General features: G+C 58.9%; 8 protein-coding genes. 1 reads left to right on the forward strand and 7 read right to left on the reverse strand.

Going from position 1 to position 15,246, the window contains the following annotated elements:
- Nucleotides 1-24: 24 nt before the first annotated feature.
- On the reverse strand, nucleotides 25-1,161 hold the full coding sequence (locus tag AB5Y84_RS13140) for an ISAs1 family transposase (protein ID WP_024943479.1): 1,137 nt from the start codon (nucleotides 1,159-1,161) through the stop codon (nucleotides 25-27).
- Between the two features lie 874 nt (nucleotides 1,162-2,035).
- Between AB5Y84_RS13140 and AB5Y84_RS13145 the strand changes: the two genes are divergently transcribed.
- Nucleotides 2,036-2,662, forward strand: coding sequence for a porin family protein (locus AB5Y84_RS13145; protein ID WP_323927820.1), 627 nt, complete (start codon nucleotides 2,036-2,038; stop codon nucleotides 2,660-2,662).
- Between the two features lie 84 nt (nucleotides 2,663-2,746).
- Here AB5Y84_RS13145 and AB5Y84_RS13150 read toward each other — a convergent pair whose 3' ends face one another.
- The 6 genes from AB5Y84_RS13150 to recC form a co-directional block, all read right to left on the reverse strand.
- Entirely contained in the window at nucleotides 2,747-3,745 is a 999-nt protein-coding gene (locus AB5Y84_RS13150; RefSeq protein ID WP_064339185.1) for a sensor domain-containing diguanylate cyclase, read from the reverse strand.
- Between the two features lie 267 nt (nucleotides 3,746-4,012).
- Nucleotides 4,013-4,492: a GNAT family N-acetyltransferase gene (locus AB5Y84_RS13155; RefSeq protein WP_368177116.1), complete on the reverse strand. Its 480-nt coding sequence runs from the start codon at nucleotides 4,490-4,492 to the stop codon at nucleotides 4,013-4,015.
- Between the two features lie 353 nt (nucleotides 4,493-4,845).
- A complete protein-coding gene (locus AB5Y84_RS13160) occupies nucleotides 4,846-5,967 on the reverse strand; it encodes a hypothetical protein (RefSeq protein ID WP_368177117.1) in 1,122 nt (373 codons plus the stop codon).
- A gap of 62 nt (nucleotides 5,968-6,029) precedes the next feature.
- Nucleotides 6,030-8,093, reverse strand: coding sequence for an exodeoxyribonuclease V subunit alpha (recD, locus tag AB5Y84_RS13165; protein ID WP_368177118.1), 2,064 nt, complete (start codon nucleotides 8,091-8,093; stop codon nucleotides 6,030-6,032).
- Nucleotides 8,090-11,698, reverse strand: coding sequence for an exodeoxyribonuclease V subunit beta (gene recB / locus AB5Y84_RS13170; RefSeq protein WP_368177119.1), 3,609 nt, complete (start codon nucleotides 11,696-11,698; stop codon nucleotides 8,090-8,092). Before recB ends, recD begins: the two co-directional genes overlap by 4 nt.
- Entirely contained in the window at nucleotides 11,698-15,051 is a 3,354-nt protein-coding gene (gene recC, locus AB5Y84_RS13175; RefSeq protein WP_368177120.1) for an exodeoxyribonuclease V subunit gamma, read from the reverse strand. The genes recB and recC overlap by 1 nt, the downstream gene beginning before the upstream one ends.
- Nucleotides 15,052-15,246: the final 195 nt, after the last annotated feature.

Raw genomic sequence — 15,246 nt, forward strand, 5'->3', positions numbered from 1 at the left:
CAGGGCGAGAGCGTGAACATATTGTTAAATTGACTTCAATTCAGCCAGCCCTGAATCCAATACCTTTTCCAGATATGGGCTGCTCATGCCCGCAAATTGCTGCTTCTTCCGCAAGCTTGCCTTACGGCTGGTTTCGGCTCGCAGCATGTTTTGCGCCATGTGTCGTGCACAGGCCAATATTTGAGGGGCATCACCTCGATATATCTGGCAGGCATCCTCATTCATCACGACATCCAGAACCCAGTGCAGGCTATTTTCAATTGCCCAGTGCCCTCGTACCGCTGAAGCAAACTGCTCTGGTGTCAGTTCAGCCGAGCTGATGTAGTAGCGATACTCCATCGAAAATTTTTCCATATTTTCAATTCGATAGGATATTGCGACACCGACAGTCTTCAGCGATTTCCACTCTGGAAATTGCTCTGATAGTGCTCCGGCTGGTAACACATGGTACTCGCGGCCATCGATGCGACCGTGCTCTTTCTCGACACTGAGCGTTTCTTCACTCAGCGGCTTCTTGGTCGACTCGGCCAGAGCTGCGCGTACTGCATTATGCAGTGTGGGCTGGTTACCTTTTACCGCCAGCAAGTAGTCGCCACCGCCCTTGACTATGGTTGAGGCTATTCCAGTCTGGCAGCCCATGGCATCGATGGATACCAGGCAGCCTTTTATATCGAGGAGTGCCAGTAATTCAGGAATGGCGGTGATTTCGTTAGATTTCTCATCTGTTTTGACTTGCCCGAGCACCAGACGATTCTCAGCGGCAAAGGCACTGACCATATGAATGGTAGACTGACGACTGTCTCGGTCGTAAGAGCTGCGTAAGGTCTTGCCGTCAATGGCAATCAGCTCACCATCGGTACGTTCTGATGTTGCTTGCATCCAGCGGACGAAGGCGTTCTGGAATTGCTCCGGTTGAATACGGGAGATGATCCTGGCTATGGTGTCGTGAACAGGTAATCCGTTATGAAACAATCCATTACGCTGAAACCATTCCAGATGTGCCTCGCCGAAAAGCTCGATATCTTCCCAACCTTGAGCTCCACCAATAGCAGCACAGACGGTGAGAAAAACCACATCGAAGAAGGGGTACGCGATTTTGGTTGTCTGACGAGGGTCTTCAAGTTCGGAGAAGAATTGGGTAAATGCCGCTTGATGGTTCATGACGAAACTCCCGTAAAAGAGAGTATAAGATCACACCCTGTTCGGTCGGTCAAATCCTCGTGCCCTGCTTAAAAAACGTTCGCGATCTTGCCCTGCGTGTTATTGCCATTCAATATATTTAAATGACTTGATTGGGAAGCTTCTAAAATATAAAAACGAATATAATAAAGTTATTTAAACCTCCAAAAACCTATCTTTTAAATGGCTTGTGTATATAAGCAAGCAAAATTAATCAGGCCGCACGACCCATATCTGCTTATCGCGCCTCATGCCCACCCCAACAACTGCGGCCGGGTGAAGAGAAAAGCCACCCACAAGCGCCCATTCGCGTATCTGATGGGCAACATGGCCCACGTAAAAAAAGCCTCAAAAGACCACCAAAACCTTCAATGGGAACAATCCCAAACCTCAAAAAGAGCAAAGAACAGGCAAAAAGATAGATTTTTTTCTCACGGTTTCACCTTGTGATGCGTTCAAAAAATCATCGAAAAGAACCTGATGCCAATCAGTGACATCTGAGATGCCAATTTTTAGACAACTCATCACGGCTACGCTCGAATGAAAATTTAATGCCGATATAAATCAATCGCATAGAATTAAAACCGAACTCTCAGCCTGTCATTTTCCTCACCAGTTAATTATTTAAACCTCAATAAAGCTAAAACTCTAATAACACCATTTATTAAAAAAAATGCCCCTGCTTGCAGCCAGTCATATTTAGAAGAATGGGGAAATCACTCTCTTGTTATTCAGAAATGTGCTGACTATACTGCGGCCCCTCTGTGAAAGCAGAGCAATGACGGAAATATAAAAATCTTCATGGATTAAGCAATATAAATCACACGCAGTTCACGCAACACAAGGTTATTTATCCATGAACAAGTTTAATAAAATTGCCGCTTTCTCCCTGCTTGCTCTGGCCATGAATGGCGGCGCCCATGCCGAAGGCTGGTATGCAGGTCTGGATCTGACCACCTCCAAGATGGATCTCGACGGTGACCTCCAGCGCGTTTATGACGCCAAGCTCATCGATGACCAACTCGACGGCGGCAGCCTGATCGTAGGTTACAGCTTCAAACCCTGGTTGGCCGTTGAAGGTGGCCTGCACGCCCAACAGATGGATCAGCTGACCTGGGTGACCTCCCCGATTGCAACCGGCTTTGCCGACACCACCATCGAAACCCGCAGCATCAGCCTGGCCGCCAAGCTGAGCCAGCCGCTGGCCTGGGGCTTCAGCGCCTATGCCAAACCGGGTATCGCCTACACCCGCACCGAAGTGGAAGTTGTCGGCAACGCCACCCTCCTCGGCTTCAGCGGTCAGGTAAACGAGAGCGCAACCAAGAGCAAGGTACACCCCAATCTGGAAGTAGGTCTGGACTACGCCTTCAACGACCACTTCTCTGCCGGTATCGGTTACGAGCGCCAGTTCAACGCCCTGAGCCTGGGTGACGAGCACTACTCTCTGGATACCTTCAAGCTGGGTCTGCGCTACCACTTCTAAGTCGCGCCGCGTCAGTAACAATGCAAAAGGGCCGCAGGTTTGAAACCTGCGGCCCTTTTTACTGCTCTTTTTCCGTACCCCGCGTTAGCAGATCTGGTCTTTACCCAGCTGCTTGGCCTGATAGAGCGCCCGATCTGCGCGCACCATCAGGCTCTCCTTCTGCTCATCCTGCTGATACTCCGCCAGCCCGAAGCTCATGGTAGCGGGCGCATGGGGGCAGATGGGCTCGCTCGCCATCAATGCCTGAAACTTGCTCGCCACCACCAGCGCATCCTCGCGGCCGGTGTTGGGCAGCAACACCATAAACTCGTCACCGCCCCAGCGGGCCAGCAGATCGATCTCGCGGATATGGCGGCGCACCAGCGCCACTATGTTGATCAGAGTCTGATCCCCGGCGTTGTGGCCATAGCTATCGTTGATCTGCTTGAAGTTGTCCACATCCATGGCGATCACCGTAAACGGCTGATGGAAGCGGCGCGCCCGCTCGCACTCCAGCTGCAACGCCCGCTCCAGCCGATAGCGACTGGCGGCGCCAGTCAGGGCATCGGTCTCTGCCAGCAGACGGTTCTCCTCGGCTTTCTGTTGCAGCGCCTCGTTGAGTCGCACCAGCTCGGCGGTGCGCTCGGCAACCTGCTGCTCCAGCGACTGATTGCGCCGCTCCAGCTGTTCCAGCAACAACTTGCTGGCGTGGATATCGCGATGGGCGCCGATCATCCGCGCCACAGACCCGTCGGGATTGCGCTCAATGATGCGGCCGCAATCCTCAATCCAGAGGTAACTGCCATCCTGGCAGCGGCAACGGTACTCGGCGCGATACTCATGGGCGCTGCCGCTCAGACAGAGATCGAACTTCGCCATCACAGCCGCCAGATCGTCGGGGTGGATCACGTTCTCCCAGGTGAAGACGGTATTGCCGAGGGAGTGAGGCTCGTAACCCAGCATCCGGTACCAGCCGGGGTTGCGATAGACAAAACCGGTATTGGCATGCCAATCCCAGATGCCATCGCTGGTCACCTCCAGAATGCCATGCACCACGGCCTCGCTGACATCCGAGATCCTGATCGTGTCACTGTCCTGCACCATAGCAGTTATCCTTGTTCTTCCGCCCCGCGCCACCACGGGGAATCGCGCTGTTGTCGTGAGGCGCTACCTTGGCATATTGCAACAGATCTGTCAGCCAGAACCCCACCGCACCACCGTTTCCCCGGTTATCGGCCACTCACGGCACAGGCTGAATCAGGGTGGTCATAAGTGTGGCTCAAGCGCGCCCCATTTACCGGATTTAACTCACGATTCAGTCATTTGGGGGATGGGAATAAATGAGGGGATACCCAGAGACCCCCACAGAGGTCACTCGGCCAGAGTCAGTCGATAAAAATCCGTCTCCTGATGTTTCGGATTGGGGCGCAGAAATACCCAGCCAAAGCGCCGGTAATGATTCAAGGCCCGCACATTGGAGCGACTCACGGAGAGGATCGCCCATTTGCAGCCAGCCCCCAGCAACTGCTGGCGAATATAGGCCTGCAACACGGCAGCCAAACCGGTGCCACGATATTCGGGGAACAGATAAATCAGCTGCACATAACCGGTCTCGGGCTCATCGGAAAAGCTGCGAAACTCCAGCTGCCCCACTAGTTGTTCACCCGCCCAGACATGGAGGTAGTGCCATTGCGCTTGCCCCAGCCTTTCGCGGATCCGCTCCCGATAACCGTCGATAAAGTCGGCAAATCCATCATGGGTATGAAAACTGCAAAAATAGGCATCCCTGCGTGCCTGCACACAGAGCTCGTAATCTCGATCCAGATCGATAGTGTTAAATTCAAGTTTCAATCAATGACATCCTGTCGTGTGTGGGTTGGATGCAGGGTGTAATAAGCGCAGCGCATTACACCTTGTGGCAGATAAATAGCAGCGGTGCAATTCACTTCGTTCTTTGCACCCTACCGGATTTCACGAAGCGGGCAAAATTGGCATTGTGCCAACCTGCGCCCCTCACCCTAGCCCTCTCCCAGAGGGAGAGGGGATAAAGCGGCACCGGTAATATGAGCGTCAGCCGTGTAGGTTCGATTAGCGAAGCGTAATCGGACTGCGGTAACGGCATTGCTCCCTTCTCCCGTTTATTAGAAAAGGAAGAGAAGGGTCGGTGATGAGGGGAGAAAGAAAGATCTCACGTTAAGAGCCGCTTAGACTAATTTTCTTTTGATTCCCTCCAAATTAAAAATGAATTTCGTTAATCGCTCTTTCTCAAGAACACATCTACTCAATTGTTCTTCACAAGATAATACAAACCTAGAAAATCGGTCATGCATTTCGTTTATGATTTTTTGGGCATCACTATTAAACACATTTTCTAGAGCCATATGTCCCAAAAAATCTAACGGCTTAATATATGACAATACAAAATCAAAAAGCTCACTATTTCTTAAAAATGAAATCAAATCATCCATCTCAAATAGAATCAATATTAAATCAGAGTCAGTAATCTCTCTAAACCCATCATTTAAATAATACGAAACCACTTTCTTAGATACTGCCATTTCAGAGTAAAAGCCGATACTTCCTGAACCGAAGTATGGTTTCATATTAGCAAACTGCCTAAGTTCATTGATTATTGAGATTAGACGACCGATATATTCAAAAGGGGACAATCCATTCATAACTACAAAGTCACCATAATGAACATATCCTAACTTAGGGGAGAGCACACATTCCAACTCGAATAAATTTAATAATTTACATGTACAAATATCCAGCTCATAAACTGCATTATAGACCTCATCCCTATTCTCGTCGGATAAAATGGAATCTTGAGCTAATATTTTAGCTGCCCGAACGTAAGTATTTATTTCATCTTCAAATGAAAGATAAGGATTGTCGTAGCACAGGATTTCTTTACCATAATTGAACTGTATTTTTGCGAATGAGTTCTGTGGAAATAGACGACAATAAAGTTTGTTTTTATTTTTAAAAACAAAAACACCCCTATACCTATCTTCAATTATACCAATAAAACTGAAGAACTCATTTCTATGTGTTTGATATTTTTGGAAAAGAATGATTTCATTTTGCTCTCTCCACATATCAGCCTGTTTGTCCTCTTGTTTATCTTGTCTCTCTTTCAATTGCACATGCTGATAAAATAAAAAAACCAGCGTTAATGCTGTTGCAAGAGAGCCAGCCGCCTCAATAGTATCCAAGGCGGACTTACCTGCCAACCAAGCTGCGCCAGTAAAAACCCCGACAAAGAAAACAATCACTGCAACAATTATGTATATTGATTCAAAACCACGTTTATTATCTTTCATTTCATAAACCGTATATTTAGTGCATTAAATAGCGGTAAATCCCTTTACCACCGTCCAATTGCTCACTCCCCCAACCTCTCAGCCAATCCGGAATAACGCTCGGTCTTTTTCCGCACCGCCTGTGCCAGCAGGGCGCGATCGCCGTAGAGATCGAGCCGGGCCTTGGCACGGGTGATGCCGGTATAGACCAGCTCGCGGGTCAGCAGCGGGCTGGGGCTGTCGGGCAGCACCAGCACGGTATGGGCAAACTCCGACCCCTGGGATTTGTGGATGGTCATGGCGTAGACCGTCTCGTGGGGCGGCAAGCGGCTGGGCAACAGGGCACGCAGGGTGCCATCCGGCTGCTCGAACCATACCTTGAGCCGCCCGGTTTCATCGGGCAGGCAGAGCCCCATATCGCCGTTGTAGAGGCCGACCCCGTGGTCGTTGCGCACCACCATCACCGGGCGACCGGCATACCAGTCGCCGTCGCGGGCAATCAGGCCAGCCCGTGACAGGGCCAGTTCGAGCCGCTCGTTAAGCCCCAGCACCCCGAACGGGCCATCGCGCAGGGCACAGAGGATCTGGAAGCTGTTGAATGCCTTGAACACGGCGGCGGGCGCTTCCCCCGCGCGGGCCGCCTTCAGATAGCTACCGTAACCGGCTACCCCCTGGGCAATCAGGGCGTCGTAGGCCTCTCCCGCCCAGGGATGCAGGCTGATATCGGCAAAGCCCATGCCCCAGACTGATTCCACCGCCGCGGCATCGCCGCTGTTGCAGGCGCGCGCCAGCTGGCCGATGCCAGAGTGCTGATCAAAGCGCCAGCTCTTGGCCAGCAAGCAGAGGCTGTCGCGCACCGGGGCCCCCGCGGGCGTGCCCTGCAAGCGGTAGCCGGTCTGACGGGAGAGCCAGTCCGCCTGCGCCGGGCTGATGCCCTGTTCGATAAAGCTGCAGATATCACCGAGCACGGCCCCCGCCTCCACCGAGGCGAGCTGATCCTTGTCACCGAGCAGGATCAGGCGGGCGTGGCTCGGCAGTGCATCGAGCAGCCGCGCCATCATCGGCAGATCGACCATGGAGGCCTCATCCACCACCAGCAAGTCGAGGTGCAGCGGGTTGCCCGCGTGGTGGCGGAACTGGCTGCGCCCCGGAATGACCCCGAGCAGCCGGTGCAGGGTGCCCGCCTCGGTGGGGATCGCTTCGACCCACTCGGGGGGCAGATCGAGGGCCTGCAGGGCAGAACCGATACTCTCGGTGAGGCGCGCCGCCGCCTTGCCGGTGGGGGCCACCAGCCGGATCGCCGGGGCCTTGCCTGCTTGCAGGCCGGTCTCCACCAGAATGGCGAGCAGTTTGGCGACCGTGGTGGTCTTGCCGGTGCCGGGGCCGCCGGAGATTACCGCAAAGGGACGCGCCGCCGCGGTGGCCGCCGCCAGCTTCTGGCCGTTGCAACAGAGCGCCTCGGGCACCAGCGCATCCAGCTTGCTCAAATCGCTCGCCGCCTGGGCGCTGGCGAGCAGTGCCTCGATGGCGGGCCAATCCACCTCGTTCGGGAACACCAGATCCAGATACTTTTCGATAAAGTGGCGGGCCGAAAAATCGGGGGCGAGGCGGGCTTTCAGCAGCGCCCGGAACACCAGAGCGTAGTCGCGGGCAAACAGCCGCGACAGGGCCGGGGCTATTTCCGGCCATTCGGCTCGTTCACTCAACGCGCGCAGATGGCGGGCTACCCCCAGTTCAAAATCGTGGTAACGGGTGAGATAGAGCCGTCCGTGCCACAGCCGCAGCGGCCAGCGCGGGGCGAGCCCGTCATCCTGTTCCGTACCCACGAGCGGGCTTGCCGCAAACAGGGCGGGCCAGCGGGCAGGATCCGCCAGATCAGACAACAGATCCCGGCTCTGCTGGGGATCCAGCCCGAACGGTCGCAGGGATCCGGCAGTCAACATTTCAAGCGGCAGACAGACATGGCCGCGGCCCAGCTCGAAGCAGGTGAGCGCCGCGCCCAGCACCAGCTCGGGGCTGCCACCCAGATCGGCCACCAGCCTGGCAAATTGCAGATCCAGCTGGCGGATGCGGCCAGCCAGCGCCAGTGTTTTGAGCCGTTCAACCATCATTGCGCTGGTCACGGTGCTGATCATGGTGCCGCTCATGCCTCTACCTCGTTAAATGCTTGGGATCCCGCTGCTGGCAGCTCACTGCCTTCGCTAAACAACTTATCCAGCCCCAGCACCAGCTCACGGCTCGGGCGGGTATGGAAAATGCCCCCCTGCGGCATGCCGCGCAGGAACAGATAGAAAACCCCGCCAAAATGCTGCTCGAAGTCGTAGCCCGGCAGGCGCAGGGTGAGCAGCCGGTGCAGCGCCAGCGAGTAGAGCTGGTATTGCAGGTCGTAGCGGTGCTCGGCCATCGCCCGCTCCAGCGCCGGACGGCTGTAATCGGCCGGGCTCATGCCGAGGTGGTTCGATTTGTAGTCGAGCAGATACCAGCGCCCCTGCCACTCGAACACCAGATCGATAAAGCCCTTGAGCATCCCCTGCACGGTGGCAAAGCTGAGCGGCTTGTTGCCCCGCGACAGCGGGTCGTGCTGCTGGCAGAGGGCCGTCAGCGCCGGTGCCGTCACCCGCCCCATGGGCAGGAAGAACTCCAGCTCCACCTGTTTGCGCTCGGGGGCCAGATCCCGCAGCCGCACCGGCTCGCCAAAGCCTGTTTCCAGCGGGGTATCCAGCACCGCCTCCACCTGCTGTTGCAACACGGGGGCCCAGCTCTCGTCGAAGCCGTCCTGCGCCAGCAGGGTGGCAATATGCTCCGCCAACGGCTCGCCCGCGGCGCTTTGAAAGTCGATGGTCTCGAACAGACTGTGCAGCAAGGTGCCGGGGCGCGCGCCCTTCGGGAAAGTGAAGATGGAGGGCTGGGGCGCCTCGTCCGGTTGCTCGGAAGCCAATGCAGCCGCCTCGGTGACGACCTCGTCATCGAAGCCGGGATTGGCCAAGACCCCCTTGCTGTGACCGTGGCCCTGCGCCGCCAGCCCGGAGTAGGAGCTGATCCACCAGTCCCGCTCAAGGGAACCGCCAAAGTGGCGCACCTGCGGCTCGCCCAGCTGATCCTCCTCTGGCGGCAGCGGGGCCGGACGGGTGAGCGAGGGCTCACCGACGGCCACTCCGGGCAGCGCCTGCGACAGCTCGGTCAGAGCGGTCGCCAGCGTCTGCGCATCCCCCTCTTCGCCCTTTTGCAGCAGGTAGCCGATGGCGGTGTGGTGCAGGTCGGTCTTCTCCGACTTGCCCGCCCCCGCCCGCACCGGTGCCAGCCCCAGCCAGGTGGCGTAGACGCCCCGGGTCAGGGCCACATAGAGCAGTCGCAAATCTTCGGCAAGGCGCTCCCTGTCCGCTTCGGCGAGCGACGAGTCGGCGTCGGTCAGATCGAGAATGGTGCGATTGCCCGCCTCGTCCGCTTCGTGATAGAGCGGGGTCTCGGCGGTTCTGTGGCTGCAGATAAAGGGAAGAAACACCAGCGGGTACTCCAGCCCCTTGGATTTGTGGATGGTGACGATCTGCACCAGCTTGCGCTCTGATTCGAGGCGCAGTACCTGCTCAGCATCCTGCCCGTTAGGGCGGCTCACCGCCTCCCCCAGCCAGCGCAGCAGGGCATATTCCCCATCCAGCTCACTGCTCACCTGTTGCAGCAGTTCGCCAAGATGGAGGAAGTTGGTCAGCCGCCGCTCGCCATAGGGGCTCGCCAAAAGCGAAGAGGCGAGATTGCGCCGGTGCAGCAGGGCCCGCAGCATCGCCAGCACGCCGCGGCGGTGCCAGATCTTGCGGTACTCCATAAACTCCTGCACCGCGCTCTCCCACGCCCGCTCGTCGCTGGCCAGCCCATCGAGCGCCTTGGCGTCGAGATCAAACAGGCCGGTCGCCAGAGCCGCCCGCAGGCTGCGCTCCTCGCTCGGGTTCTGACAGGCGTGCAAAATCAGCAAAATCTCCCGCGCCTCCACCTGCTCCAGCACGCTCTCGCGGTTCGACAGATAGACGGAGGCGATGGCGAGCCGCGCCAGCTCCTGCTGCACCAGCTTGCCCTCGGCGCCGGTGCGCACCAGCACGGCGATATCCCCGGCCTTCACCGCCTTGTCGCCGATCAGCGCCTTGCCCTCGCGGGCCAGGGTCAGCAGGCGGTGGATCTCGGCGGCGGTGGCGCGGGCCATCTTGCTCTGGTAATCCCCCCGATTGAAGGTGGGCTGGCCGCTCAGCTGCCAGCAGTGGAGCACGGGCGCGGCTTCGCCATCGAGCAGCAGCGCCTTGCTCTTGCCCTGCGCCTCCACCGGCAGGAAGGGGATATCCGCCTCGTAGATAAAGGGATCCTTGGCCCGTTCGAACAAGCCGTTGACCGCCCCCACCAGCGCACTGCTGGAGCGCCAGTTGCGCCCGAGGGTGTAGTGGGCGCTCACATTTCGCCGCGCCTGAATGTAGGTAAAGATGTCGGCGCCGCGAAAGCCGTAGATGGCCTGCTTGGGGTCACCGATCATCAAGAGCGCCGTGTCTGTGTGGCCGCCGTAAAGCCGATGGAAGATGCGGTACTGCTGGGGGTCGGTATCCTGAAATTCGTCGATCATCGCCACCCGATAGGTGGCGCGAATACGCTCGCAGAGCCGCTCGCCAAGGCTGGAGCCGAGCGCCCCGTCGAGATCTTTGAGCAGGTCATCGAACGAGAGCTGATGGGCCTGCCGCTTGCTCGCCTGCATCCGGCTGCGCACCACTTTGGCCGCCCGTTGCAGGATGAGATCCCGAATGCCGGGGCGGCTCGCCAGCAGTTCATCGATTTGGCTGAACAGCGGCAGGGTCGGCACGGCGCCCCCCTTCTTGAGGTTCTCCTCCAGCACCGTCTGGCCGAAACGCTCCAGCTCCTTGGGAATGGCGTAACCACTGCTCTCGTCCTGCGCCCAGTCGGCTATCTTGGCAAGCCACCCTTCGTAGTTCTTGCCGGTGTAGCGGCTGATCTGGCCGTCGGTCTGGCGGCGGATCTCGTCCATCTGCGCCAGCCATTCGCGCTTCACCGCCGCGATGCGACTCATGGCCGCCTGATGGCGGGCGGCGAGGGTCTCATCCCCCAGCGCGGGGTGGATCTCCAGCTCGCTGTTGTCGAGCCAACTGCCCATCTCCCGCAGCAGGGCGGCGGGGCTCGGCCAGAGCGCGCGCACCGCGCTGGCGAGGGCTTTATCCACCGGATAGAACTCGGATCGCCAGTAGTCGCTCACCGCCTGCAGCCTGAGCTGGCTGTCGTCGGTGAGAAATTCGGTTTCAAAGAGGGCACCCGACTCGAAGGCGTTCTGTTTCAGCATCCGCTGGCAGAAGCCGTGGATGGTAAAGACCGCCGCCTCGTCCATCTGCCGCTCGGCGGCCAGCAGGCGGCGGGCCGCCAGCTCGTGATCCTCCACCTCTGCAAGCAGTTGGGCCAGCAGGGTGTCACTGCTATGGCCACGCATAAAGGCGAGGCGCGCCTCGTGAATGCGACCGCGGATCCGCCCGCGCAGCTCGGCGGTGGCCGCTTCGGTAAAGGTCACCACTAGGATCTCGGTCACCGAGAGCGGCCGCTCGTGGGCGCTCGGCTGACCGGCATCGGCGCCCTCCTCTATCAGCGGGCCATGGCCCAGCAGCAGGCGCAGGTAGAGACCGGCGATGGTGTAGGTCTTGCCGGTACCGGCAGAGGCTTCAATCAGTCGTTCACCATGGAGGGGAAAACGCAATGTATTGAGCGGGTTAGCCATTATTTCAGCTCCTCCAGGGTCTTGAGCAGCGGGGTCAGGTGTTCGCGGGCCAGCGCCTGCAACTGGCCCAGCACCTCGTCATCGAGTTCGGGGAAGCAGCGGGCAACATAAGGGTCTTCCCCTTCCCCCTTGATCATCCAGCCGCCGTTGAAACGGGTGAGGGCCGCCTTGTCGGCCGCCTCCGGCTTGTCGGGATCCTTCTCGATCGCCTTGAGCCAATCCCAGGCAGTGTTGGGGAAGAAGGGCAGCGGCCGCTTCATCCCCTGCACCCAACAGGCCACCAGCGCCGCCAGTTTGGGGCGCGCCTCGTCAGCAGCGAGCTTGGCTAACCGCAGACTCTGTTTGGTATCGAACAGCAGGGTGTCACCGGGGGCGCCACTCAATGAGAGGCAGAGGTGCTGGATCCAGCCCAGCAGCAGATCCTTGCCGTTGAAGCTGCCGGGTTTGACCACCAGCAAACGCCCCTTCTGGGTGTCGATCCACCCTTGCAGCTGGCCCTGAGTGAGGGAGATATCGATCTCCACCGCCTGCTTTTCTGACTCATTGGCAGCAACCCATGGCCGCAGCCGATCCGCCAGCTTGCCCATCTCGGCATCCAGATCGTCCAGCAGCAGGCTGCCGAACCACCCTTGCGGCAACAGGCCGGTGAGCTGCAACCGCTCGCGTCGCTCGGTACTTTCACCTTCTGCCAGATGGGCATCGAGCAGCAGATCTTTCAGCTGATAATGTTGCAGGCCATCCAGCTCGAACGGCTCGCAGTCCTCGATGTTGGCCTCGTTCAGTTCAAACCACACCTTGAGGCGACGGTTGAGGAAATATTTGGTGGGCTGGCGATAGAAGCGCAGCAGCTCCGCCAGCTCCAGCCCCTGCTCCTTGCCCCATTCGGGAGGTAAAGGCAGCTCGCCGCTCTGGAAGTTGGCCGCGCCGCGCACCGGATTGAGGGCGGGCAGCCAGTCGGCGGCGTAGGTAAAGAGGCGCGAACCCGGCTCCGGGTAGAAGTAGTTGCGGCTGTAGGGGGTGAGCGGGTGCGCCACCATCAGGTGGTTGAGCAGCCGCTTGCCGGAGGTTTCGTCATCGAGATCCTCATCCCCCGCCAGCACAAAGCCCTGCCGCACATAGTCGATCAGCTCCGCCAGCAGCACCGAGGGCACCTTGTCGCTGTTGTCCTGCGCGCTGAAACCCTGATAACTGATATAGAGCCCCTGCTGGGCACTCAGCAGGGCCTCGAGGAAGAGGTAGCGGTCATCATCGCGACGGGAGCGATCCCCACGCCGCGACGCCACCGCCATCAGGTCGAACCCCATGGGGGCCAGGGTGCGCGGGTAGACGCCATCGTTCATGCCGAGCAGGCAGACCTGCTTGAAGGGGATGGAGCGCATCGGCATCAGGGTGCAGAAGTTCACCTGACCGGCGAGGAAACGCTGGCTGGAGCGGGACTCTCCCAGCACGCTGCCGAGATAATCCTGCAACAAGTCGGCGGTGATGGGTTGATCGAAGCGGGCCTCGCCGAGCCGGGTCTGCCAGTCGGCCAGCTGACTGCGAATAAGCTGAAGCTGACGTTCTTCATCTTCGTCGGCCACATAGAAGCGCTCCAGCAGCGCCAGCAGGCAAGCGTTCCACTCCGCCAGCGGCTGCGCCTGTTGCAGGCGGGGCAGGAATTCGGCCAGCGAATCGACAAACCAGGCGAGCTTGCCGAGTGCCAACCCCTGCTGACCCTCGATATCGGCGTAGGGCAGGATGCCCGCCACCGGCTCGCCATCCCCCATGGCAAAGCCGAGCAACATGCGGCGCAGACCGAACAGCCAGCTGTTGCCGGACATGGGCGGCAGATCGAAACGGACGGGATAGCCGTCGTCCAGCCCCCAGCGAATGCCGGTCTCCTGCACCCAGACCCGCAGCTGGTTGAACTCCTCGTCATCCAGATCGAAACGGCGCAGCACGGCGGGCACCTCGAGAATGGCGAGCAGCTCGCCAGCCCCGAAGCGGGCATTGGGCAGCCTGAGCAGGGCGAGGAAGCTCTGCAGCAGCGGGCTCTCCTGACTCGCCGCCCGATCCGATACCGCAAACGGGATCTGGCCCCGCGCCCCGAACACCGCCTGAATGTAGGGGCCGTAGCTGTTCACATCCGGCATCATCACCACCACATCTTTCGGGGTGAGGGCGGGATCCTGCTCGAACAGCGCCAGCAGCCGGTCGTGCAGCACTTCCAGCTCGCGCATCGGGCCGTGGCAGGCGTGGATCTGCAAGGATCCATCCGCCGGATCGATGGGGCTCTTGTGATGGCTGCTGTCGAGATCGAACTGACCGGCGCCCCGCTCAGCCAGCTCCAGCACATCCTTCTGGATGGCGCGCAGCAGGCTGACATTGCCTTTGCCATCCACCTCGTCGATATCGACGAAGGCCTCGATTTGCGGCACCTCCAGCTCCATCAGCTGATGCAGGTAGTCGCGCCCCAGCTTGCCCATGGAGGCGAGCAGCGGGTTGGCGGGGCCTTGCAGGGTCTCGATATCGGTGCCGGGTTTGAGCTTGTTTTCGAGGCGTGCCAACGTCTTGCGATCCAGCAGATCCCCCCAGTAGTAGCGGCAGGGGTTGGTGACGAACAGGTGCACCTCCACCTCCGGCCGGCTGCCGAGGGCCAGCAGCGCCTCCACATAGCGCGGCGGCAGCGCCGAGATGCCAAACACAAAGACCCGCTGCGGCAGCTTGCCCGGCAGATCGGCGGTACGCTCCAGCTCGTGGATAAACTCCTCGTAGAGGTTGGCGCGGTGGTAACCGCTCGGAGAGAGCGCCAAGGTGCGGGCCACCAGCTCACGCCACAGCTCGGGCTGCCAATCCTGACCGCTCACCCCGGCCAGCTCCTGACTCAATCCTTCCCCCTCTTCCCAACGGGCGATCCAGTCCGGCCGGTAGACCAGATACTGGTCAAAGAGATCCGCTACCTTCTGGCAGAGCTGCCACAACCGCACCTGCTCGGGATCCCTGGCGGAATCCTCATCATCTCCGCCGCCCAGATAGGCGGCGAGCGGGGCAAAAGCAGGACGACCCAGCAAGGCAGGCAAAATGGTCATCAGCTGCCAGCTCATGGATCCCTTGTTGTAGGGGCTCTGGCGCGGCACATCTGCCAGCACCCGGGTGAACATCTCCCAGATAAAACTGGCGGGCAGCGGAAAGTCGATATTGGCGGCAATGCCGAACGCTTTGGCCAGCTCCAGCTTGAGCCACTGGGCCATGCCCGGGCTCTGCACCAGGATCTGCTCCCGATCGAAGGGGTGAGAGAGAGGGGCCTGCCGGATGCGGCTCACCAGCAGCTCTTTGAGCAGATCCAGCTGATTGGAGTGGTAGAGGGTAAACATGAGCAATTCCCGCCTGTGGATGAGAGGGGGCGAGGGAAAAGGCGAGCCATTTCCGTCACTTCACAAGAAAAGGAATTGTCGGGGATCGGGGGATAAGATGCAAAAGGCACTTGTGGCCAGCAGGTGGGCAAACCGCTGAACCATGAGGGGGGCCGCAGATTTGTGCAGCTGCCTCACCGCCTCGGAAAACGCAGA

It is taken from the genome of Aeromonas sp. s11, from assembly GCF_040907945.1.
Lineage (GTDB): Bacteria > Pseudomonadota > Gammaproteobacteria > Enterobacterales > Aeromonadaceae > Aeromonas > Aeromonas veronii.

Excerpts from the sequence above, each read along its gene's own strand:
- AB5Y84_RS13140 (WP_024943479.1), bottom strand. The coding sequence starts at position 1,161 with ATGAACCATCAAGCGGCATTTACCCAATTCTTCTCCGAACTTGAAGAC.
- AB5Y84_RS13145 (WP_323927820.1), top strand. The coding sequence starts at position 2,036 with ATGAACAAGTTTAATAAAATTGCCGCTTTCTCCCTGCTTGCTCTGGCC.
- AB5Y84_RS13150 (WP_064339185.1), bottom strand. The coding sequence starts at position 3,745 with ATGGTGCAGGACAGTGACACGATCAGGATCTCGGATGTCAGCGAGGCC.
- AB5Y84_RS13160 (WP_368177117.1), bottom strand. The coding sequence starts at position 5,967 with ATGAAAGATAATAAACGTGGTTTTGAATCAATATACATAATTGTTGCA.
- recD (WP_368177118.1), bottom strand. The coding sequence starts at position 8,093 with ATGAGCGGCACCATGATCAGCACCGTGACCAGCGCAATGATGGTTGAA.
- recB (WP_368177119.1), bottom strand. The coding sequence starts at position 11,698 with ATGGCTAACCCGCTCAATACATTGCGTTTTCCCCTCCATGGTGAACGA.
- recC (WP_368177120.1), bottom strand. The coding sequence starts at position 15,051 with ATGTTTACCCTCTACCACTCCAATCAGCTGGATCTGCTCAAAGAGCTG.